The following is a 20,236-nucleotide window of genomic DNA, read 5'->3' on the forward strand; positions in this document are numbered from 1 at the left end:
AGTTAATTAAGAGAGGGCTATATATGGGTAATAGAATCCTAATTGTCGATGATGAATGGAACATGAGGAATTTAATTAAAATTTATTTATCTAGAGAAGCATTTCAGCTAAATGAAGCAAAAGATGGCTATGAAGCGATTGAAATGGCTGATCAATATGCATTTGATTTAGTGGTCTTAGATGTTATGTTACCAGACATTGACGGTTGGGAGGTTTGTTCTACCATACGTAAGACGAGTGAAATACCTATTTTGATGTTAACAGCACGTGATGATGTCAAAGATAGAGTCCTTGGACTGAATATTGGTGCTGATGATTACCTCATAAAACCATTCGCACCTGAAGAATTAGTTGCTAGAGTTAAGGCTTTGCTACGACGTCGCAAAAAGGACAATCGCGAAATTGACAAATTATTAATAACTTTTAATGATTTGTCCATTGATTATGATAGTCGAGAGACCTGGGTAAAAGGTACTCGAGTAGAATTGACACCTAAAGAATTTGATATTTTGTATACTGTAGCGCATAATCCCAAAACGGTCTTTACTCGTGATATTTTATTAGATAAAATTTGGTATTCAGAAGAGTTTAGAGATTTACGTGCAGTGGATACACATGTCAAAAACCTTCGTGAAAAAGTCCGTAAAGCAGGTTTATCTTTTAATCCAGTTAAAACGGTTTGGGGTGTTGGCTACAAATTTAATAGACCAGAGGACCAATATTGACATGAATAGAATTGTTCTTAAACTTGGCGGGACGATTATGGTGTTATTTTTAATTGTGTTGTTACCGTTAGGATATGTTGCCAATCAAATATTGACGAACTTTTACTATAGTCAAGTTGAGGATGAAATTGTAGAGTTATCAGAAAAATATGCTCAAACAATTCCATCATTACAAGATGAAAATATACTAAATATGTATAGAAATTTGGCTGAACTGACGAATAAAGAAATATATATATTAGACGAATCTGGAGATATCGTAATTAATTCTGGCGTAGTAATAAATAACCTATCTGAAGAAGATTTCTCTATGATGTCCAAAGGTCAAGATCTTCAGAAAATGTTTGTAGATGACCAAACAGATATTAGTTATCTAGGTTCAGGTTATCCAATTATTCAATCTGGTCAATTTGCAGGAGGCTTTTTCGTATTAGCTCCCATAGATGAAATTCAAGAACCTATTAGAAAAATAAGAGATTTACTCATTTTATCTGCGGTGGGGGCCATTTTATTAGCACTTGGTTTTACATTTTTGTTGTCTAAAAGGATGTCAAGACCACTATTAGAAATGGAACAAGCAACTCGTGAAATAGCTAAAGGGAATTTAAATATAAGTGTTAATATCCCTTCCAATGATGAAATCGGCTCTCTGGGTAAAACCATTAATAATCTTGCAGTAGAAACTAATAGGTATCGTTCAAATAGGAGAGAGTTTTTAGCTAATATTTCACACGAATTAAGAACCCCATTATCCTATATCAATGGGTATTCTCAAGTATTAAAACAAGGGCTTTATCAAACAGAAGAAGAACGAATTCATTATTTAACCATTATAGAAAATGAGTCTGAACGAATAACTAGACTAATTAGCGATTTGTTTGACTTATCTAAAATGGAAGAAGGACAATTCGATTTTTTCATGGAAACAATCAATCTTTCAAAAGTATTAGAAAATGCTATTTCTAAAATTAAAATGGCGGCTACAAATAAAGGCTTAGTAATAAAGAAACATGTCGATGAGAATAGACATCTTATTCAAGCTGATAAAGATCGCTTAGAACAGATATTTATTAATTTGTTAGCCAATGCAGTTCGATATACTGAAAAAGGAGCGGTTTCTGTAAAAGTGTGGCAGGAAGATAATAAAGTCCATGTCATCATTGAGGATACAGGTATTGGAATCCCTAAAGGTGAACTTCCATATATTTTTGAACGGTTTCATCGAGTTGAAAAATCGCGTTCAAGAGAGCTGGGCGGTACAGGTTTAGGGTTAGCAATTGTAAAACAATTGGTGGAATTACAAAATGGAACTATTTCGGTAAATAGTGAAATAGGAAAAGGAACGAGCTTTCAAGTTAGTTTCCCTAATGCTGAATAAGGAGGGACTATGAAAAAGACAGAATGGATCATATTCGCACTGCTAATATTAATGGGGTTGTGTTGCCTCACAGTATCAGGAACTGCAATGTGGGGGCCTGGATCAATACAGGCTTATTTTAAAACATTTCTACATCTTTGCATGTGGATGGGATTACCAATTATATTTTTAGGTATTGTATATTTAGTGATTGTTATGAAACGACAAGGAAAATAATTTAGTGAAAAATAATTCACATGAGAGTTCTAACTTGAATTCTCATGTGTTTTTAGTGTGTTTTAGATAAACTTTTTTAACGTGATCATTAATGGTTATTGAAACAAAGACAAAAAGTATGTCAATGTTATAGACTTCCACAATGTTTCTTCACATTTGAAGTCTATAATTATTAATGAAGAGATTTTCAAGTTTAAATGCCTTTAATTTTATCAAACAAAAATTTTTAATAAGGAGATGAAAGTATGATGTGGGATGACTGTAACATAATGGAAGGACCAATGATGATTGGTGGCGGATTAATGATGTTATTATTTTGGGCATTAATCATTGGGTTAGGAATCTATCTATTTAAAAATATATCCAAAAATAACAATTCAAAGCCTTCCAATAGTGCGGTAAATATACTAAATGAACGTTTTGCAAGAGGGGAGATAAACAAAGAAGAGTATAGAGAGAGATTAAATGCACTGTCTGAACAAAATTAATAACGATATTCTTCCGTTAGGTATTCACCAGCTTGTTCTAACTATTTAGCCTTTTATTATTTTTACTAGATTCAATTAGATTGAAAAACAAAAATCAATAGAATAAGTTGTTAGTATATTTAAAGATACTTTTTGACAAATATCCTTTTTGTGAACAATCAACAAGTTTTTCTTACTGATTTTTTTTTACAAAGTTGCATTGCAGCTTTAATAACTTCAAGATATGATGTCACCCCGTGAAGTTGAAGGGGCAACAATTGTATTAATAAATATTAGCGGAGGAAAAAATATTTTATCCCCCTTAATAGCCTACTGTATTTTTTCTTTATATAATAGACCACATACTTACTAATAAAACTGAAATAGTATTTTAGTAACTTATCATCATCACTTGATTATCCTAAAATCTAATTAATGCTTTTATTTTGAGCAAATCCTCAGTAATAAAGTGTAGAGCAGTTAGAATCTCCTGTGCTCAATTATTCAACTCATAATAATTGCACTCATTGGGATTGGATTTGCCCAACCTGAATTCTTGTGAACAGACGTTCACAAGAATTCAGGTTTGCTTGATGAAAAAATAAAATAACTTTTGTACTTTTTGTTTCCATGTCTAATTTTAGTTGGTAAAATACAATTGGAAAATAATTAAGACGAGTGAGTAGTTCTCTGTTATTAAGAACTTTATGTAGTAGTTAATGGAATAAGAAAAATAAAAATAGTTTGTACTTATGATTGCCACTTGTTTTTAATCATAATAAACTATAAGCGAATAATAAAAAAATTGCTTGCAAAACAAATGCATTTGGGCAAGAAGCACTTGACAGATGGATTAGTGATCCCACTATCCGTGTGTCTTTTTTTATTGCTTTTTAGCCACTCTTGCGACAATAAGGGAGATGATTATAAGTATTAAATAAGAAGCAGAGTTCAAATATTCACAGAAGTAGAAGTTAGTTTACATATAGGATTAATTACAATCACTTATTCCGAGGACTTAAAATTCAGGTCAATACAATCTTGAGTATTTAAAATGTAACAACTTATGTAAATAGGAGGAGAACACGATGAAATATAAAAAAATGGAAGATTTACCTATGTATCTTACTGCAACAGAAATTTCGGACTTATTGCAGATTTCTAAACCAACTGCTTACGAGATGATGAAAAAAGACGATTTTCCTCTAGCGAAGTTTGGAAAGATTATGCGTGTAAACCGTGATCAATTCTTTAAATGGTTGTCCAATCAGGAAAGACAAATATAGTAGATAGAAAGGATTTGGATGTTATGCACTATAACAAGATTATAAAGAAGAAAGTCAAAGGGTACTATTTTCGAACTGAAGTTGGAGAGATCATGCAAGTAAACCGTGATCAGTTCCTTAGATGGTTGTTTCCAAGGGAGACCAATATAGTAGATAGAAAGGATGTGGAGATAATGCACTACAAGAAGATTATTAAAAGAAGGTAAAAGGGTACTACTTTCAAACTGAAGTTGGAAAGGTTATGCAAGAAAATCGTGGTTAATTCTTTAAGTGGTATCAAACCAAGAAAGACAAATTTAGTAGATAGAAGGGATTTGGATGTAATGGACTACAAGAAGATTATTAAAAAGAAGGCAAAAGGGTATTATTTTCGAATTGATGTCGGCCAAAATGGTAAGAGAAAGCAGAAAAGCTTTGGGCCATACCGGAATTTTACCGAAGCAAAAAACGATTTGATACTGATAAAAAGTGAAGTATTAAGTGGTGAATACTTTAACCCCTCAAACACTGGCTTTGAATCGTTTATTAATAAGTGGTTTGATACAGTGTATAGCATTGATGGAAATACACCAGCTACAGTAAAGTCTAGAAGAGATTTTGTAGATGCTCATCTTATTCCTTATTTTGGTCCCATGGAAATTTCAAAGATTAATGTAGAGACTATAAGAGAATTTTTTCAATTCACAAAAGAAAACGGTAGAAAAGTAAAAAGTAAAAAAGATAAAGAGAGAGAAGAAAATGGAGAGAAAATAGAAAGAAAGCCTTTAAGTAATGCGTACTTAAAACAAATGTATCATTTAATGAATGCAGCATTTAAAGAGGCTGTCAAATGGGAGTTAATCAAGAGAAATCCGATGGAATTTATTGATCCTCCAAAGGTTAAAGATAATAAAAATAAAATAAGTAAAGCCTGGACGAAAGAGGAACTAAACATATTCCTAGAGGCAGCATCGGTAGAAAAAATATTGGTTCAAACAGTCACTTTAGTTATCACCGGTACAAGAAGAGGTGAAGCATTAGGGTTACGATGGAAAGATATCGATTTAGAAGAAGGGATTATTACTATTAATGGTACTCTGACATATTCAGAGGAACAAAAACTTTATTACAAACCAAATACCAAATCTGAAGCTTCAGATAATCGAGAAATTCCAATCCCACAATTTCTTATTGATATTTTAAAGAAACATAAACAAGCTGAATATAATAAAACTACACAGTTATTAGGGAAGAAATTCAGTGAGGATTGCTATGTATTTACCAATGATGGTGGAGATTTCTATCGATTAGATACTTTGACAAAAAAGTTTAGAAGGGTTGTTGAGACTCTGCCGGTGAAAAATATAACGTTACACGGATTGAGGCACACTTTCTCTACATTAATGATGAAATTAGGAGTAAATGCAAAGGTTGTAAAGGATTTACTAGGTCATTCACGTGTTCAAGTTACCTTAGATTTTTATTCTCATACAGATATGGAGGATAAACGAAAGTCTGTTGAAAAATTAGGGGAATTTTTAAATGCATAAGTTGATAGCGTATTTAGAAGTCCTGATTTTGATTATGGTCAGCGGAATCCACACTAGGTAGCATTTGATTTAACTTGAATATTTCCTTATTTAAATGAATTCAAGCTTTAAAGAAATTATATCATTTGGAGGCCGAAAAAGGCAAAAGGCTAATAGGAGGATATAAACACATGAACATACAAGAGAAAATGGATTTAAAGTGGAATGAGATCACTGCCACGAAAAAGGAACGGGAAGAGCTGTTTTCGGATTTTGAAAACAATAAAGGGAAGATTAGTGAACTATATTACGAGACAGAGATTAAACAACTGGAATATATGTTTTTAAAGCGTGAACAGTTGGAACAGTTGAGAAAAACTACATACCATAATGAAAATGTAGATCGAGTTGAGAGGATACTAGAGACTTGTATTACACAAGTTCGAGAACGCCTCATAAAAAAAGGGTTAAAAGAAAGACTACAGGCTGAGAAATTGATTTGATTAATTGGACTTAGAAAATATTCTAAGTCCTTTTTAGTGGTGTTTAGTGTAAACTGAATATCTCACAACTGAATCCGTTTCAAGAGTTCTCTGACTATTTTTTATATAATCTTAAAAAACTATATAAAATTGATAACATTTTTGTTACAATTATACTGATGAGTATTATTGTAACTTCTAGGAGGGAATTAATGCGTGAAAAATTGTTAAAAACAATTTACAAACTATTAAATGACCGACCATTAACTCAAATTACCATCGAAGAGATTGCTGAAGAAGCTGGTGTTAGCAGACAAACGATTTATAGGCATCTAGGTAATAAATCAAATATTGAACAATTAATAAATGGCGATAAACATAACAAGTTAGATACTCGAAGTGAAATTTTAGCGTCAGCCTATAGAATATTTTCACGTTTCGGTTTTAGTCAATCATCTTTAGAACAAGTTGCACATGAAGCGGGTTTTTCAAAAGGAGCTGTATATGGAAATTTTAAGAGTAAGGAAGAATTATTTATTGAATTAATTGATCTTCGACTACAACAACAAGTAACTTTTTTATCTGGTGAAATGGAGAATATTATGATATTAGATAATCCAGAAGAGGGTCTGGCAAATTTCTTTGAAATACAACTTAAGTACTGTGAATCTGATCCTAGTTGGCCAAAAATAGTACTTGAATTTATGGTACATAGTCGTAATCAAGAAGTTCTAAGTAAACTAATCCTTGCTCAAAATCAAACAAAATCACAAATTGTAGGTTTACTTCAGCAAATGAGAACTGAAGGTAAAATAGCCGATGATATTAATTTATCAGTTCTTACAATCATGACAACAGCATTATTAGACGGATTAATAATGGCTTGGAATTTAAACCCAAACAAAATACTTACAACATATGCCCAAGATATAGCTTATATACTTTGGCATGGAATATCGCCTAGAAAATGATTGAATTAATAAAAAGATAACTATTTATAAACTAAAAAGTTTAGGGGGACACATTTTATATGGTAATAGAAAATGGAACATTTATATTAAAAGAAGGGCGAACTATTGGTTTTTCTCAATATGGAGCTGACCAAGGGTATCCTGTATTATTTTTTCATGGAACACCAAATTCACGTAAAACTAGTTTTCCTGACTTATCTATTCTCGAAAAATTAAATGTGAGGTTAATTACTTTAGAACGCCCAGGTTACGGATTGTCTGATGTTTTGGATGGTAGAACAGTTATAGATTGGGCTGATGATGTATGTGAATTCGTAGAATATCATGGTTTTAAGCAATTTAGTGTAGCTGGTGTTTCAGGAGGTGGACCATATGCCTTAAGTTGTGCTTATAAAATGCCTGATAAAGTTAGAAGTTGTGGTATAATCAGTGGGTTTGCACCGATAAATAACAATAAAGAATTAAGAAAAAAAATGTCTATATCCCATAGAATTGCTTTTGGGATGGCTTTGAAATCTCCAAGGCTATTAAAAACATTCTTAAAGCCCGTTGCAAAAGCAGCAATTAAAAATCCAGAAAAATCTTTGGATAAATTTATGACAAGTTTTGCGAAAAGTGATCAACAACTTGTAAAAAGTCCTAAAGTTCGACAATTATTTATTAATGATATGAAGGAAGCCTATAGACAAGGAATTGGAGGGCACTATGGTGATTTAGTAACTTTAGTCAAACCATGGGGATTTTCTTTAAATGAAATCGATTCTAAAGTATATATATGGCAAGGTCAGGAAGATAAAAATGTCCCTTTAGTTATGGGGGAATACTTAGATGAGGGACTTAACAATAGTGAAACTACTATTTATAAAAAAGAGGGGCATTTATTGTTTTTCAAACGTTGGAATAATATCATTACAGCATTAGTACCGGATGGTAATCTTCATAAATCATAGATTAGCTTAAAAAGACGATCAAACTTGTAGGTCGTTTTTTTGCATTTAGGAATGTTTTTTGGAATACTGTGATAAAATTAACTTGTTAGGTATTTGGAAGGTTTGTTGAAACAAGAAATCTGAACAATAAGAATAATATATTAAAGGGGTAAGCCATGAAGATACTTATTTATGTATATGATGGAATGACGATGCTAGATGCTATTGGTCCATATGAAGCTTTAAGGTATATGACTAATACTGAAGTAATATTTGTTGCAGAAGAAATAGGCGGAGTAAAGGCGGACTCTGGATTCATTGATATAAATGTTAAATATAGTATTGAAGATATTAATTATGCAGATATATTAATTATTCCAGGTTCACCAGTGGGGTTTATGAAAGAAATGAATAAAGAGCATGTATTAAATTGGATTAAGGAAGTAGATAAAGTTACAAAATGGACTACATCTGTATGCGCAGGATCGATTATTTTAGCTGCAACTGGCTTATTATCTGGATTAAAAGCAACTTCGCATTGGAAACCAATAAAATTATTGAGTGAATTTAATGTCATCCCTACACGGGAAAGAGTAGTGGAACAAGGTAAATATATAACTGCAGCGGGGGTATCTGCAGGTATTGACATGGCTTTATATTTATCGCATAAAATTGTCGGAGAAATTGAGACGAAGGCTATCCAACTAACCATTGAATATGACACTCAACCAATGTATAATTCGGGTAATTATTCATCCGCTGGTGATGACGTATTAAAGATTGCAGACAGGAAATTAAGTAAAGATGCAAAAAAAGAACTTGGTTTACTTGGTATGCTAAAAAACTCAAAAAACATTCTTAAAATGATTAGATAGTCAAAATAATGAAGGCTTTAGTTGAACAAAATTTTAATTATAGATTGCAGAGATTTAGACATATCTAAAGTGTACGATTCATTTAATATCAACTGCTTTACTAGACAAACCTATTTATAATGATTAGTGTATATAGACATTTTTCGTTTTAATTTGTAGGCATTTTAAAGAGGTTAAATTATATATTATTAAATATTAAATATTAACTAAGAAGTATGGATTGAAAGACTGTGCTTAAACTAGAAGGGGATTTTCGGTTGAAAAAGTAGGAAGTATTGAACTCTAAATTAAGGGGCCGAAATACGTGAAGTTAACAAAGGTACTACCATTATTTTTACTTATTATTTTGCTGGTTGCTTGCGATGACAAGCAGCATCTAACATTTGAAACCAGTGAAGAAGCAGAACGGGAAATTGGTGCAATAAAAACACCTGTAATGCCAGAGAATTATACAACTAAAAAAATCACGTATGAAAATGACAGTTTCACACACCCAGTAACAAAAGTGTTTTACGAAAAGGGTAGAAAAGAAATTACATTTATGAATTGCGTCATCATGGTTTTCTAATAATCCATCAGAAAAGGTTGAAAACACTAAAATAGACGATATGGTATGGATTTCTATGAATAAAGGATATGTATTAAAGTGGAGAGAATCTAAGCAGCAAAGTTATAAATACCTCTTTACAAATAATGAAAAAGATCGGAAATGGTTAATTTCCATTGCGGAAAATTATTAAAACTATATATAAAATAATAGTTTGATCAAAAAGCTCTGTAAATGTACATAAATTTTATATATATTTAATTTACCACTGCCTTTTATTGTCACTTATTTTTATTTTAAACTTTGATATAATATTTTTAACCACATACTACACTTTATTTCAAATGGAATGAGGTGTGTATTTTGAATTTTGATAAGATAATTAAAAAGAAAAAGAAAGGCTATTATTTTAGGATAGATGTTGGCCAGAATCCGAATACAGGCAAAAGAAAACAACAAAGTTTTGGTCCGTTTAAAACAAAAGGGATAGCGTCAAAAGAACTAATTAAAGTTAAAAATCAGATTGATGAAGGTTCTTACTTTAGAGAAAGTAATGATAATTTTGGGGACTTTGTAGAAAAGTGGTTTGAAACTTCTTACACGCGCTCTGTTGAGGAAACAACTGCGGAGAGCAGGAGATATTTACTAAATAATCATATCTTGACTCATTTTAGGCACAAATCAATTAATGAGATAACGACTTTTGATATCGATTGTTTTTATGCAGACAAGCTTGATGAGGACTACTCGCCCTCATACATTAGACAAATGCATAATATGTTAAATAAATCATTTGATCAGGCTGTTAGGTGGAGTTTAATTAAGATTAATCCTGTAATGAATGCTAATCCTCCTAAAATAATTACTAAAGAAAAATTAACGTGGTCAGTCGAACAAGTTAACTTGTTTAGAAGTTTAATTATAAACTTAAATTTTGAAATGGCTTATATTTTAACAATATTTACGGGTATGCGTAGAGGTGAGGTTTTAGGGCTGAAGTGGGAGGACGTCGATTTGACTAAAGGCAAAATTTCTATAAAAAGAAGTCTAAGTTTTGTTAAAGGGAAGGGCTTAATTTTTAAAGCTCCAAAAACTGCTAAGTCTAAACGACAGATATCTATCTCTGATTATTTAATTAGTCTCTTAAAAAAACAAAAATATAAACAGGAACGTCAAATAAAGAAAGACAGTAGTTATAATGAAAATAACTTAGTGGTGTGTTCAGAAATTGGGAAACCGGTTGATCCGAGTAATCTCCTTCGTCAATTTAGTCGCCTAATAAAAAAAGCTGAATTACCTAAAATTTCATTTCATGATTTAAGACATACTCATGCGACTATTTTAATGCAGCAAGGTGAAAATCCTAAGGTAGTAAGTGAGAGATTAGGCCACTCTCGAGTTGGAATTACTTTGGACTTGTATTCCCATGTAAATGATGACTTACAGGAGAGAGCTGCACAAAAGTTTGAAGAGAGTTTGTTTAAGGACAAAAATAATAATTAAAATCTCATGTGCAGATTTTGTGCAAGTTTTGATTTTGGATAGAATCTGTGATGAAAAAAATATAATATAAAAAGACCCCCAGTCGCTTGTGCAAGAAGGGATCTTTGGGGTTTGGCACCCTATGACTCCGAGTGGGCTCGAACCACCGGCCTCCACCCTGTCAAGGTGGCGCTCTCCCAGCTGAGCTACGGAGTCGTATTGTTGAAAAGTTTTCAATGATAAATAATCGACAAATATAAATATAATGGCTTATACTAATAATGTCAATACTTTTTTAGTCGGAGGTCTCATTATGTTGGCAAGAATTCTGACGTATTTATTTATCGGTGGATTATTGATCGCAGCGGTGGCTGTGTCGGCTCCACAATATTTAACTTATCTTTGGATGGCATTTGGTGTCCTATTTATTATTGGGTTAGGATATCTTGCTGTTGTTTATGCAAAGCGAGTCTTTATGATGTTAAAAAATATGAAACATGAATAAATCAATCCCTGAACCGCACATTCAATGTGTGGTTTTTTAATTCTCTCATAAATATAAGTTTATTAAATAAACTGTATTGATATGACTTTTTTGATAGGGGATGTATGTAAATGTCTGCTTCTGAATTAGAATTTAAGAGTCAGATTGAGCTTGATTCATTGTTTAATGTCTTTGGGAAGTTCTATGACGTGAAGATTGGTAATCATACCTTCAAATGCAGAAGTCAGGCAATCATTGAAAGAGAAGGGACCAATCAGAATCAATATGATGCGCTGTTCGTGTTGATGAATCCAGGGAGCTGCGAGCCGGTGAGTGAAGTGGCTGTTCCAAGTATTCATTCAGAAAGTGAAATTATGAATCTTAATCCAACACCTGCTAAATGTGATCCGACACAATATCAAATCATGAGGTTAATGGAGTTAAGAGGTTGGAACAAAACAGTTATCATCAATTTAAGTGATCTTAGAAGTGGTAATGCTGACAAGTTTTATCTTGATTTACTTCGGGCAGATGATTATGCCTTTCGTTTCCATAGTATTTTTAGTGATCTTCGTAAAAGTGAACGTGAAAAAGTTATTGAAGACTGCATGGGTCCCATTATCTTAGGGTGGGGAGTTAAGAACAAGATCAAACATTTAGCATTTGAAGCATTATCTAAACTATTTCCTTATACATATTTCGGTATAAAGAAACAAGATGAAGGTTGTCTTTATTATCATCCGAACCCTCAGATATTTAATGACAAAAAAATTTGGCTACATACAATGAATCTAATACTTTCGGAAAATCAAAAAGAGTAGGGGAGCCCTACTCTTTCATTTCGTTCAATACTAGTTTTGCAACACCTGTTACCCTAACTTTTTGTCCTTCTTCTAATGTAATCTTAGATTTAGTAGGGGAGTATTTGTTTCCGATGATTTCATAGACTTGACTCTCTTGTTCAGGGTCAAAGATCGTTAAGTATCCCATACCATTTTGTGCTGTTACTTCATACTCTCCTGCTGGTACGTCTAAGCCAACTTCCCAAATGCCTGAAGTTAGTTCAGTTTGCATCTTTGTATCTGTTGGTTCAACAAATAAATCGTAGAAGCCATCGACCTTCACGGTAAAATCTTCTTTAAGATCAACCGTTAATGAAGGGGCGAACCCACGACCAACATAATCACCGACTAGTAAGTTATCATTGGCATCGTAAACCTCGACATTTCCGCCACCTTGGCCATAAATTCTATATCGACCTTCAGGTAGATTTAAATAATCTTGACGATCAGGTATGACGGTTGAGGTAGCTTCAGCTGTTTGGTTGCTTCGGTCACTTGTGAAAAATATCTCATCACTGACATCCAGTAATTCATTTTTTTCTTCTTCATCAATCACTTCATGGTTCTCACTATAAGCCATTGCGGCATCAGTTGGTTCATAAGATTGGCAGCCCGTTATGATTAGTAAGCTTCCAATCACCCCTGTAAAAAGTAAAACATTTTTCATACCATTAACTCCTACTTGTTGCTTTTAATTGATTTAGTTCTTGGAAATATTTTTCGTAATATTCAAGTGTACCGAGTGGACCTATCGCAAGCTCTTCATCGTATTCTAACAAGGTTTCAATCATCTCAATTTGTTCATTAAATGAAAGATGACTAAAAGGGATACAGAGTAATTGTGAAATGTATTCGTGATCTTCGCCCAGGATATATTTTTCTTTGATTACTTTGTATTCTTCTTCAGTGACATTAATTTTGATATAGGCTTTTTCATGGCGATTCGGTTTGTGTTCATGGATGAATTTACCGCCCTTTAAGAATAAAACACGGTCGGCGTATAAATCCAGGTTTTCCAGCAAGTGTGAAGCGATAAAGATTAATTTGTCTTCCCGTTTCATTTCCATTAACTTATTTGAGATGAGTGAAACGTTAGATACATCTAAACCGTTCATTACCTCATCCATTAACATGATTGGTGAGTCTGCCGCAACCATCATGGCGAAACAAAGACGCTGTCTCATTCCGAGTGAATAGGTTTTAACTTTGTTTCTGACATAGTGGTCCATGTTTAATTCATTGACGATAGTTTGAATATTCTTTTTGCCTCGCCACATGTTTTTGTATAGTTTCATATGGTCTAACCCTGATAATTCTTCAAATAGATCACTTTGGTTCGGGAAGGTCGCTAATTGTTCATGAATCTTGATTTGGTCTTTCTCCGTTTTATAGGTGTACTTCCCGTTAAATTTGACTTTACCTGAATCGGGTTTCGTATAATTCGCCATCACGTTGAAAAGCGTCGTTTTACCTGTTCCGTTTGGTGCGGCTAGTCCAATAATTTCACCTTTATTTGCGGTGAGTGAGACTTTGTCCAACACGATGTTATCTCCGTAAGCAATCGATAGATCTTTAATTTCAATCATCTGTAAAGCTCCTTTACACTTTATTTCTAGAAAGTGGTCGCAATAATGTTTTTACATTGTAGAAATTCAATTTTCGTATGAAGTAAATGATTATTAACAAGCCAAATGATAGACCAACAAACCAAAGAATCGCGTTCCAGTAATCTAACTGAGGCTGATTAAGTTGGGTCGAAAATTCACCTGTAAAGATGTCGTCTAAGTGAATGTAAGTCAATGGTTGTAAAAATGGTAATTCGATAAGTTTTGATGCAAATAGTTCTGGTAGTAATAGAATGCTTAATCCGATTAATAGATTCGCAAAAGCATGGTTGAATAATAGGTTTAGTACAACAGAGAACACGAGTAATAATAAGGTTAATGCTGCAAGCCCTAAGAACATCAATAGTAAAAACTGATAGTTAGGGATGGCTTCATAGCTTCCGTTATTGTAATAAATGATTGGGTAGTTGAAATAGCCTAAACCATTTTTTACGTAAGCTATGAGACCACCGACACCAATTCCGAGGGTTAATGCCAACATAATATAAGAACAGTGAATCGAGATTTTTACGAGTATTTTCTTGAAGAAATCAATTGGCAGCCCGCTCATGACGGTGGAGTGTTCTTTTTCAAATGTAAGTATTTCATTACCACTGATGAGTATGGCCACACTGAATAGTAAGCCTGCCAAAGTACTTAAAGCGGTGACTAGAAATGCGCTGGTTGTTTGGTTCTTTTGTTCAACAGGCAAGCCATTTTGGTCGATATACTCAAGACGTTTATAATCTTTGGTAATTTCACTTTTGGGAAATATAAAGTGTTCTGGAATGTTTTCATTGTCCAGCTCATGCACGAAACGTTTTTCTTCAATGAGTTTATAACCTTCTTCGATATAGGCTTCACGGTCTCTGTTAATATACCAAATCTGCATGCCTACATGGCGTAATTGCCTCAGGACACTTTCATGGACCTGCCTGCCTTTCTCAGTGTCTTCCTCCATGTCTGGCAGTTGGTTAATAATTGAATCGTAAATGCCTCTCATTTCGTATTTTTCTTCCTTGAGTGTTTCTGTAAGTGTTGTACTTTGCTGGATGAAAAATAAGGGAAAAAACAGAACGAGAATCAGAGCGATAAATAAATGTTTCTTGTTGGTCATTAGAACTTTGAGTTCGAATAGCATGTATTTCCAAAGCATATGTGATAGTCCTTCCTTATATCTAAGATTGGAAAAATGATCTTTGGTTGATAAATCTTGTGGTGATCCATAACAATAGTTCAACGACTACTAGCGTAATTAATAAGACTATTAATCCTTGCGAGAAAGTTATGGTGTCAGTATTAATCAAGTAGTTTTTCTCTAATGTGACGACTTGTCCGATATCAAAATACGTCTGTGGGAAGTAGCTTAAATCTATTCCAAACAACTCTCTCGTTGAACGATCGAAATATAATCGTTCTGAAAAGAGAAGAGCGGTCCCTATAAATAGTACTGCCCAGGTGTTTCTGATTAACAGACTGACTAAAACGTTAAATCTGATAAACAAGTAAACCACGATTGGGATTAAAGCTAGTGATTTTAATAAGAATTCTTTCATGCCCATATAATCATAAGCTTCAAAGTAAAATAGGCGATAGTCTTTTTTATAAGGTATTTGCATGTCTAAATAGCCTGGTCCATAAGTCAATGACAAAAGGATTAATCCTAAACCTACGACACCGGTTACGATGAGTAAAGTATAAGCAAATGCTGCTAGACTCTTAACATTTAATAATGAGTACCATTGTGTTGGAAAACCTTGTAAGAGTGTTTGGTGTGTTCGGTCTCTAATCAATACATCACTACTGAAGTATATGGCTGCGAATATGATTAAGTAGATCATACTACTCGTTAAGAACTGGTGTAACTTTTGAAGAGCGGTGCGTTCTTGAATCATTGGGTATGTAATAGGTTCATCATCGTTCAGATAGCTATGAAAACGTAAAATATTTTTATGGTAAAGGTGGTATTTATCTTTACCAGGCAAAGGTTCTTGATAGAATAAGTCACTCTCGCGATAGTCTCTATATCCACCGTTCAATAGATAGTTGGTTCTAATGTGAAGATATCTATTATAATTTTCATTCTCAAATGCCGTAACCATTTTCTCGTGTTGTTCTAAGTAACTTTGTTGAGAAGCGAAATAAGCGCCTGTCATCGGATAAATCCCTGTGTAACCCATTTCGAGACGCCATTCTTGTGTTGAACTAATATCTTGTAATTTGTGTTCGACCTCTTCCTTTTGAAAGGATTCGATATTAAATTCATTTGGTAGAATCATAAATACATAGCTGAATAGCAATACGAGTAAAAAGGACGTAAATAAGATGTTCTTTTTACTGAAGAATGTCAGTTTAAATTCGTGTTTAAATAACGATCGTTTCATAGTCTAGCTCCTTAATTTTGTAATTAGTTGTTATCGAATGAATGAAGTGAGACCGTGTCGAAACCACTTATTAATTGTCGGAATGTAATCGAAATTACCTATAAATGTATATCATAAGTTAATAATTGTAAAGTTGTGAATTTTAGTAAATTTGATAAGATTCTGTGTGTGAGTAGGATTTTGTTTAAATTAAAAAATTTATAACTTTTTTGGAGATTAAGTTACCAATCGTATCAATTGAAAGGCGAGAAGAGGCGTGTTAAGTTTTAGTTGTGGTAAGTTTGTGAAATAGTTCACAAAATTATCATTCCTTCGTAACAAAGCCTTAACGATTTACTTATTTGTAAAAGGTGAGTTTAGGGTATTATACAAATGAAGGGGAGATGCACATGTATAAAAAGCATGAAAAGTGGTTAATAATCCTCAGTTTTAGTGTAGCTATTATTATGTTGATTTCGATTTTAGGAAGACTTTTTTAATATATGAGGGGGTAGGTTGTGATGTGGGAATATGATCCAGTCATGTTTAGTCGAACCTTAACGGGTTTGACGTTAGCGTTTCATATTATATACGCAACCATTGGTGTGGGGATTCCTTTAATGATTGCCATCGCCCAGTGGATTGGGATTAAGAAAAATGACGAGCATTATATTTTGCTGGCTCGACGTTGGACCCGCGGGTTTGTTATCACAGTAGCCGTTGGTGTTGTAACGGGGACGGCAATAGGTCTTCAACTGTCACTATTGTGGCCAAACTTTATGGAGTTAGCCGGTCACGTCATTAGTTTACCGTTATTTATGGAGACTTTTGCCTTTTTCTTTGAGGCGATTTTCCTAGGTATTTACTTATATACTTGGGATCGTTTTGAGAATCAGAAAAAGCACATGCTTCTATTAATACCTGTTGCGATTGGGGCTTCATTTTCAGCATTTTTCATTACGATGGTGAATGCGTTTATGAATACTCCAGAAGGGTTTGACATTGTGAATGGGGCCTTAGTGAATGTTGATCCGATTGCAGCGATGTTTAATCCGGCGACACCGACAAAAGTCGCGCACGTTTTGACAACTGCATACATGACTTCGGCTTTTGTGTTGGGCTCAATCGCCGCCTTTCATTTATTTAGAGGTCGAAATCACGTTTATCATAAAAAGTCGTTATATTTAATGATGAAAGTCGGACTCATCTTCTCAATCGCAACTGTGATTGTAGGTGACTTCTCAGGTAAATTCTTAGCTGAATATCAACCAGAGAAGCTTGCAGCAGCGGAATGGCATTTTGAAACAGAAGAAAAAGCACCACTCATGATGTTTGGTTGGATTGATGATAATGGGGAAGTTCAGGGTGCGATCGAGATTCCTTACGCATTAAGCATCTTAGCTCATAGTGACCCGACAGCAGAGGTTACGGGTTTAAATGAGTTCCCTGAAGATGAACGCCCACCATTAATCGTTCACTATTTCTTTGACTTGATGGTGTCGATTGGGATCTTTTTAACGTTAATTTCTCTATTTTATTGGTTCGGGATCGGACGGGGCTGGAAGATTGTTGAGAAGAAATTTTTCAACTTCTTATTAGTTCTGTCAGGTCCGCTAGCTATAGTAGCGATTGAGATGGGCTGGTTCTATGCTGAGTTCGGACGTCAGCCTTGGATTTTACGAGGTTTTATGAAGACGCCTGAAGGGGCGACATCAGCGGCTTATGTTGATACGATGCTATTCTTATTTGTTGGCTTGTATGCCGTTCTTGGTACAGCGAGTGCGATTGTTTTAACGAAAATGTTTAAGAACAATCCTGTTGAAAAAGAGTTGGAAGAGCATGCCTTAGAAAGAGGTGATCGATAATGGATCTCGCAATTGTAGGAATATCAGTTCTATGGTTATTCTTATTTGGTTACATTATCATTGCCTCAATCGATTTTGGCGCAGGGTTCTTCAGCGCCTATAGTGAACTGGCGAACACGAAGCATATACTGCATCACATTATCCAGCGCTATTTATCGCCAGTTTGGGAAGTTACGAATGTATTCCTGGTGTTCTTCTTTGTAGGAATGGTTGGTTTTTTCCCAAGTGCCGCGTTTTACTACGGAACGATTTTGTTAGTTCCGGTTAGTATTTCGAATGTGCTGTTAGCGATTCGTGGTTCTTATTATGCTTTCCAGACCTATGGCGTAAAAGATAGTAAGATTTATACCTTTTTATATGGTGTAGCTGGTCTGTTAATCCCGGCTTCACTGTCGATTGTTTTGACAATCTCTGAAGGTGGATTTGTAGAGATGGTAGATGGAAATCCAGTACTGCTCTACGAAAAATTGTTTTTCAGTCCACTTACTTGGAGTATTGTCATCTTAAGTGTTGTGAGTGTGCTTTATATATCAGCGACGTTTTTAACGGCTTATGCGGATATCGCGAAAGACTTTGATGCACGCCGGTTATTAAGAAAGTACGCGCTTGCTTGGAGTGGGCCGACGATTCTCTCGGCAACACTGATCATCTGGCAGCTTCGTCAGCATAATTTCTCGCACTTTGAAAAGATCATGGATATCTGGTGGATCTTTGCCTTGTCAGGTGTGTTCTTTGTCATTACCGTCGCTTTACTATGGATGAAAAAATATTATAGCTTAGCTTTTTGGAGTTTGATTATACAGTTTTCATTAGCGTTTTTCGGATATGGAATTTCACATTATCCTTATTTACTGTATCCGTATTTAACGATTTACGATGGATTCACAAATGATGCGATGGCGACGGCGTTAATCATTGCGTTTATTGCCGGTTTTGCGCTACTCATTCCATCGATCTGGTTACTCGCAAGATTATTCTTATTCAACAAAAGTTATGTTCGAGGCGAAAAAGGAAAGGGAGGTTATTAATATGGATCACTTCTTAATCACCTACGCACCGTTTATTGTTGTTATTTTATCAATTATTGCAGCTTTCTGGTCAGGTTTAAAAGACGACCGAGTGAATAGATAATAAGTGGAATCCCTGAGACTAAGCTCGGGGATTTTTATTTTTATCGGCCACTAAATTGATGGAATTGGCCACTCATTAAGTCGTATCAGCTACTAATATGAATTATCGGACACTAAAATTTCAGTATCGGCCACTAAATGTGAAACGAACTTCTATTATTACAGACTTTGTGATATATTTTTAAAAACTGGTTCTGTAGGTGGGGTTATGAAGCAAAATCAAATTATTAGTGTAGTTATTTTAACGGCGTTAAGCTGTTCACTATTATTTGTGATTGAACAGGTATTTGATGCACACTACTTAGTGAAGACAGGAAGTAAAATTGTTTTATTTTTAATCGTTCCTTTATTGTACATACGTTTTGTGCTCGGTGAACGCATTTGGGAATCGCTCCGTTTTAACCAAATCGATAAACCAGGTTTGATTTATGGGGCAGGGTTAGGCATTTTATCGATGATTATCGTAGTTACTGCTTTCTTTTTACTGCAGGACGTTTTACAACCTGAATTGATCATATCGGATTTGCGAGATCGGTTAGGGATTACCTTTGAGACTTATGTTTATATTGCGATTTATATTGTTGTTGTGAATTCGTTATTAGAGGAGTTTTACTTTAGAGGATTTATCTTTTTGAAGTTTTATCAATCAGGCTATCAGTGGTTAGGTTATTTGTTTTCTTCGGGATTGTTTGCTGTATATCATATGGCCATTTTTGCGACTTGGTTTGATACAGGATTAACCTTGTTAGCGTTAGCTGGATTGTTTGTGGTTGGGCTCGTGTTTTGTTGGTTAGATACGAAATCCAATAACTTCTTAAACTCGTGGATTTTACATATATGTGCGGACATCGCTGTAGTGGCTATTGGATTTTATTTATTTTCGACGCTTTAATCTCTCACATTTTTGTGAGGGATTTTTTTATTTGGGTGGGGCGGCACTTGCCATTTAGGGGTCTCGCACTCGCCACTAAAGGGAGTGTGACTCGCCGGAATGGAATCTGACTCGCCGTTTTCCATATTGACTAATCACTTTCACAAAATCACTCGCCAAATTTTAAATGTTGAATAATCTAATTCAATCG

Annotated in this window: 22 protein-coding genes and 1 tRNA gene; 18 read left to right on the forward strand and 5 right to left on the reverse strand. The window is 34.2% G+C overall.

What is annotated here, in order from left to right:
- Positions 1 to 23: 23 nt before the first annotated feature.
- The 12 genes from E3U55_RS14390 (at position 24) to E3U55_RS14445 (ending at position 10,887) form a co-directional block, all read left to right on the forward strand.
- Positions 24 to 725 (forward strand): response regulator transcription factor, encoded by a 702-nt coding sequence (locus tag E3U55_RS14390; RefSeq protein WP_134341183.1) that lies wholly within the window; start codon positions 24 to 26, stop codon positions 723 to 725.
- Position 726: 1 nt separating this feature from the next.
- Entirely contained in the window at positions 727 to 2,103 is a 1,377-nt protein-coding gene (locus E3U55_RS14395) for a sensor histidine kinase (RefSeq protein ID WP_194840935.1), read from the forward strand.
- A 9-nt stretch (positions 2,104 to 2,112) separates the two neighbouring features.
- Positions 2,113 to 2,319: a hypothetical protein gene (locus E3U55_RS14400; RefSeq protein ID WP_134341185.1), complete on the forward strand. Its 207-nt coding sequence runs from the start codon at positions 2,113 to 2,115 to the stop codon at positions 2,317 to 2,319.
- Between the two features lie 245 nt (positions 2,320 to 2,564).
- Positions 2,565 to 2,807 (forward strand): SHOCT domain-containing protein, encoded by a 243-nt coding sequence (locus E3U55_RS14405; protein ID WP_134341186.1) that lies wholly within the window; start codon positions 2,565 to 2,567, stop codon positions 2,805 to 2,807.
- A gap of 1,067 nt (positions 2,808 to 3,874) precedes the next feature.
- Positions 3,875 to 4,072, forward strand: coding sequence for a helix-turn-helix domain-containing protein (locus tag E3U55_RS14410; RefSeq protein WP_134341187.1), 198 nt, complete (start codon positions 3,875 to 3,877; stop codon positions 4,070 to 4,072).
- Positions 4,073 to 4,326: 254 nt separating this feature from the next.
- Positions 4,327 to 5,601, forward strand: a complete 1,275-nt coding sequence (locus E3U55_RS14415; RefSeq protein ID WP_134341188.1) for a tyrosine-type recombinase/integrase — start codon at positions 4,327 to 4,329, stop codon at positions 5,599 to 5,601.
- A gap of 170 nt (positions 5,602 to 5,771) precedes the next feature.
- Positions 5,772 to 6,083 (forward strand): hypothetical protein, encoded by a 312-nt coding sequence (locus E3U55_RS14420; protein WP_134341189.1) that lies wholly within the window; start codon positions 5,772 to 5,774, stop codon positions 6,081 to 6,083.
- Between the two features lie 191 nt (positions 6,084 to 6,274).
- Positions 6,275 to 7,033: a TetR/AcrR family transcriptional regulator gene (locus E3U55_RS14425; protein WP_194840936.1), complete on the forward strand. Its 759-nt coding sequence runs from the start codon at positions 6,275 to 6,277 to the stop codon at positions 7,031 to 7,033.
- A 59-nt stretch (positions 7,034 to 7,092) separates the two neighbouring features.
- The gene (locus E3U55_RS14430; RefSeq protein WP_134341191.1) at positions 7,093 to 7,983 is read left to right on the forward strand and encodes an alpha/beta fold hydrolase; all 891 of its coding nucleotides are present in this window, start codon (positions 7,093 to 7,095) and stop codon (positions 7,981 to 7,983) included.
- Between the two features lie 155 nt (positions 7,984 to 8,138).
- The gene (locus E3U55_RS14435) at positions 8,139 to 8,837 is read left to right on the forward strand and encodes a DJ-1/PfpI family protein (RefSeq protein ID WP_134341192.1); all 699 of its coding nucleotides are present in this window, start codon (positions 8,139 to 8,141) and stop codon (positions 8,835 to 8,837) included.
- Between the two features lie 304 nt (positions 8,838 to 9,141).
- Positions 9,142 to 9,405: a hypothetical protein gene (locus tag E3U55_RS14440; RefSeq protein ID WP_134341193.1), complete on the forward strand. Its 264-nt coding sequence runs from the start codon at positions 9,142 to 9,144 to the stop codon at positions 9,403 to 9,405.
- A 333-nt stretch (positions 9,406 to 9,738) separates the two neighbouring features.
- Positions 9,739 to 10,887: a tyrosine-type recombinase/integrase gene (locus tag E3U55_RS14445; protein ID WP_228547583.1), complete on the forward strand. Its 1,149-nt coding sequence runs from the start codon at positions 9,739 to 9,741 to the stop codon at positions 10,885 to 10,887.
- A gap of 122 nt (positions 10,888 to 11,009) precedes the next feature.
- Here E3U55_RS14445 and E3U55_RS14450 read toward each other — a convergent pair.
- Positions 11,010 to 11,082 (reverse strand) — tRNA-Val (locus tag E3U55_RS14450).
- A 97-nt stretch (positions 11,083 to 11,179) separates the two neighbouring features.
- Here E3U55_RS14450 and E3U55_RS14455 point away from each other — a divergent pair.
- Together E3U55_RS14455 and E3U55_RS14460 are read left to right on the forward strand one after the other, a co-directional pair.
- Positions 11,180 to 11,371 carry a hypothetical protein gene (locus E3U55_RS14455; protein ID WP_134341194.1) on the forward strand — a complete coding sequence of 64 codons (192 nt, stop codon included), beginning with the start codon at positions 11,180 to 11,182 and terminating at the stop codon, positions 11,369 to 11,371.
- Between the two features lie 110 nt (positions 11,372 to 11,481).
- A complete protein-coding gene (locus tag E3U55_RS14460; RefSeq protein WP_134341195.1) occupies positions 11,482 to 12,171 on the forward strand; it encodes a hypothetical protein in 690 nt (229 codons plus the stop codon).
- A gap of 7 nt (positions 12,172 to 12,178) precedes the next feature.
- Here the strand turns inward: E3U55_RS14460 and E3U55_RS14465 are convergent, their stop codons facing one another.
- From E3U55_RS14465 to E3U55_RS14480, 4 genes are read right to left on the reverse strand one after another with little or no spacing between them, the layout of a single operon-like run.
- The gene (locus E3U55_RS14465; protein ID WP_134341196.1) at positions 12,179 to 12,859 is read right to left on the reverse strand and encodes a hypothetical protein; all 681 of its coding nucleotides are present in this window, start codon (positions 12,857 to 12,859) and stop codon (positions 12,179 to 12,181) included.
- 4 nt (positions 12,860 to 12,863) lie between these two features.
- Positions 12,864 to 13,778 (reverse strand): ATP-binding cassette domain-containing protein, encoded by a 915-nt coding sequence (locus E3U55_RS14470; protein ID WP_134341197.1) that lies wholly within the window; start codon positions 13,776 to 13,778, stop codon positions 12,864 to 12,866.
- A gap of 13 nt (positions 13,779 to 13,791) precedes the next feature.
- A complete protein-coding gene (locus E3U55_RS14475; protein WP_134341198.1) occupies positions 13,792 to 14,952 on the reverse strand; it encodes a PEX11 family protein in 1,161 nt (386 codons plus the stop codon).
- 22 nt (positions 14,953 to 14,974) lie between these two features.
- The gene (locus E3U55_RS14480; protein ID WP_134341199.1) at positions 14,975 to 16,180 is read right to left on the reverse strand and encodes a hypothetical protein; all 1,206 of its coding nucleotides are present in this window, start codon (positions 16,178 to 16,180) and stop codon (positions 14,975 to 14,977) included.
- Positions 16,181 to 16,680: 500 nt separating this feature from the next.
- Between E3U55_RS14480 and E3U55_RS14485 the strand changes: the two genes are divergently transcribed.
- The 4 genes from E3U55_RS14485 (at position 16,681) to E3U55_RS14495 (ending at position 20,046) form a co-directional block, all read left to right on the forward strand.
- A complete protein-coding gene (locus E3U55_RS14485) occupies positions 16,681 to 18,024 on the forward strand; it encodes a cytochrome ubiquinol oxidase subunit I (RefSeq protein ID WP_134341237.1) in 1,344 nt (447 codons plus the stop codon).
- Entirely contained in the window at positions 18,024 to 19,052 is a 1,029-nt protein-coding gene (locus tag E3U55_RS14490) for a cytochrome d ubiquinol oxidase subunit II (protein WP_134341200.1), read from the forward strand. Before E3U55_RS14485 ends, E3U55_RS14490 begins: the two co-directional genes overlap by 1 nt.
- A 1-nt stretch (position 19,053) precedes the next feature.
- Positions 19,054 to 19,155 carry a cytochrome bd oxidase small subunit CydS gene (cydS, locus tag E3U55_RS17990; RefSeq protein WP_407644120.1) on the forward strand — a complete coding sequence of 34 codons (102 nt, stop codon included), beginning with the start codon at positions 19,054 to 19,056 and terminating at the stop codon, positions 19,153 to 19,155.
- A gap of 207 nt (positions 19,156 to 19,362) precedes the next feature.
- Complete coding sequence (locus E3U55_RS14495; protein WP_134341201.1) at positions 19,363 to 20,046, forward strand: CPBP family intramembrane glutamic endopeptidase; 684 nt, start codon at positions 19,363 to 19,365, stop codon at positions 20,044 to 20,046.
- Positions 20,047 to 20,236: the final 190 nt, after the last annotated feature.

It is taken from the genome of Filobacillus milosensis (assembly GCF_004402015.1).
GTDB lineage: Bacteria > Bacillota > Bacilli > Bacillales > Alkalibacillaceae > Filobacillus > Filobacillus milosensis.